A 2,514-nucleotide genomic window follows, 5' to 3' on the forward strand; every position below is an offset into this window, starting at 1 on the left:
TTGAGGAAAATATAGATTTTACAGTAACTTTAGACAACTCAAAGATTCATTTTTTTTACCCAACTTTGTCTAAAAGCTTTAAAAATATTGAACAAATTGCTGAAGCAATTTTATTAGTACCAATTAATTTAAGAAAAAAAATAAAAGTGCATATTACTATTCAAAAAAAAGATAATATATATGCAAATAATATAGTAAAAAAATATTCTTTGGAAGAAATAAACTATATTGGTAAAATTACAAGAAAAGAAGTTTTTGCTTATTATAAAGCTATGGATTGCTTGATTTTTCCTTCAAAATTAGAAACTTGGGGCCTACCTATTACTGAAGCTAAGAGCTATAACAAACCCATTTTAGTTGCAGATTTACCTTATGCAAAAGAAACCGTAGGCACTTACAAAAAAGTCTCTTTTTTTGATATTAATAATCCTAAAGAATTATCCGAATTAATAACTAAATTTGTACTAAATACTATTAAATTTCAAGAAAATATTGATTTAAATAAAAGCAAAGAATCATTAGAAAATTGGAACGATATGTTTGATTATATTTTTAAAGAATAAATTATGCCTTTTTTTACAGTAATAATTCCGTTATACAACAAAGAAAAATATGTTGAAAATGCCTTAAAAAGTATACTCAACCAAACGTTTTCTGATTTTGAACTTATCATTGTAAATGATTGTTCTACAGATGAAAGCGTTTCTAAAGTTGAATTTTATTTGTCTGAAAAGGTTAGACTAATTCATCACGAAAAAAATAAAGGATTATCTGCCACACGAAATACTGGAATAATAAATGCAAAAGCAGAATATGTAACGTATTTAGATGCAGATGATGTTTGGAAACCAACATTTTTAGAAACCCTTCATCGGTTAACTAGTAATTTTCAAGAAGCAAGTATATTTGCTACTAATTATGAAGAAATTTATGGCAAAAAAGTTTTAAAACCAATAAATGGTTCTGAAAATTTAACTCAAAATTTTGAAGGTTTAGTCGATTTTTTTAAAATTAATTTAAAACAAGGCATTTACAATCATGGCTCTGTTTGTTTTCACAAATCTGTTTTTGAAAAAGTAGGCGGTTATAATGAGTCTATTTCGTTTTCTGAAGACCTTGATTTTAACATACGTGCCAACTATCATTTTAAATTAGCCTATTCCAATTCTGTAGGAATGCAATATGTAATGCAATCTGAGAATCAAATTACACGTTCTAAAATTTCAGATAAAATACTTCCAGATTATAATACCTATAATATTTTAGCTTCAACAAATCCAACATTAAAAAAATATTTAGATTTTGAACGTTTTGTTTTGTCTAAGCATTTAAAAATGGAAGGTAGTATTAAAAAAAGCAATGAGATAAACAAACAAATAGATTTTAAAAATTTAAACAAAAAACAGCAATTACTTTTAAGGTTGCCTCATTCATTCGTTAAACAAATATCAGTTGTTAAAAAAATACTAATAACTATAGGCTTTAAAATTAACAGTTATTGATTGTTGACATACGTTTTAAAATCATCAAAATCTCTGATATAGTCTTCTTCAGAAAACACATCCGAATTTAAAACCAAACAAACTGCCCCTGAAGAAAAATTATCTAATTCTCTCCAAATATTTGTTTTGATTAACAGTCCTTTATTTGGCTTATTTAATGTAATACTTTGCTTAGACACGCCATCGTTTAAAACCACTTCAAAACTTCCAGATACGGCTACCAAAAACTCTTTTTGATCTTTATGCGCATGCCCGCCTCGTTTTGCAGAGCTAGGAACATCATATAAATAATACACACGTTTTATTTCAAAAGGCAGTACATCTTTTTCAATTATAGCCAAGTTTCCTCTGTGATCTTCAACTTTTGGAATGCTGATTATTTCTATATTCATTTGTCAATTTCGTTAAAAAGTTGCAACCATTGATTTCCAATCTGTTTTAGAGAAAATCGTTCAACGCTACTTTTAGCATTTTGTTTGCAATGTAAATATAAATTTTTATTTGAAATCATTTCGTTTAGAGCTTCTTTAAATGCATTAAAATTTTGATTTTCAACTAAAATTCCGTTTTCATTTGGAATAATAATTTCACTTGGGCCAGATTGGCAGTCAAAAGCTATTACAGGTGTTTTACATGCTAATGACTCGATTATAACATTTGGAAATCCTTCATTTTTACTTGTCAATAAAAGTAATTTTGCCCTTTTCATGTATTGAAACGGATTTGACACATTACCTTTAAATAATATCATTTTTTCGAGGTTTAATTTTTGAACTAATTTTTGATATTTCTCTTTTAAAATACCGTCTCCTAACAAAATTAATTTTATGTTTTTAGAAGGCAATTCTGATTTAGAATACGTTTCTATTAAATGACCAAATTGTTTTACCTCATCGTTCATTCTTCCAGCGGCTATAACATATTCAAAATCAATTGCCAAATCTTCGCCACCCAATGCTTCAATAGCCTCAAAATCTAATGGATTGTAAATAGTTTTGACTTGTGTATATGG

General features: G+C 27.2%; 4 protein-coding genes. 2 read left to right on the forward strand and 2 right to left on the reverse strand.

Going from position 1 to position 2,514, the window contains the following annotated elements; all coding sequences use genetic code 11:
• A partial coding sequence (locus AABM47_RS01365; protein WP_338409127.1) for a glycosyltransferase occupies positions 1–563 on the forward strand: 563 nt, incomplete at its 5' end.
• Positions 564–566: 3 nt separating this feature from the next.
• Complete coding sequence (locus AABM47_RS01370; RefSeq protein WP_338409128.1) at positions 567–1,502, forward strand: glycosyltransferase family A protein; 936 nt, start codon at positions 567–569, stop codon at positions 1,500–1,502.
• On the opposite strand, the gene AABM47_RS01375 is transcribed toward AABM47_RS01370, so the two are convergent.
• Together AABM47_RS01375 and AABM47_RS01380 are read right to left on the reverse strand one after the other, a co-directional pair.
• On the reverse strand, positions 1,496–1,894 hold the full coding sequence (locus tag AABM47_RS01375; protein ID WP_338409129.1) for an FdtA/QdtA family cupin domain-containing protein: 399 nt from the start codon (positions 1,892–1,894) through the stop codon (positions 1,496–1,498). The two genes, AABM47_RS01370 and AABM47_RS01375, sit on opposite strands and share 7 nt — an antisense overlap.
• Positions 1,891–2,514 (reverse strand): glycosyltransferase (locus AABM47_RS01380; protein ID WP_338409130.1); only part of this gene is annotated, 624 nt, incomplete at its 5' end. The genes AABM47_RS01380 and AABM47_RS01375, both read right to left, overlap by 4 nt.

Source organism: uncultured Flavobacterium sp., from assembly GCF_963925415.1.
Classification (GTDB): Bacteria; Bacteroidota; Bacteroidia; order Flavobacteriales; family Flavobacteriaceae; genus Flavobacterium.

What these genes read in the sequence shown, in the direction of transcription:
- AABM47_RS01375 (WP_338409129.1), bottom strand. Translation starts at nt 1,894, where the DNA reads ATGAATATAGAAATAATCAGCATTCCAAAAGTTGAAGATCACAGAGGA.
- AABM47_RS01370 (WP_338409128.1), top strand. Translation starts at nt 567, where the DNA reads ATGCCTTTTTTTACAGTAATAATTCCGTTATACAACAAAGAAAAATAT.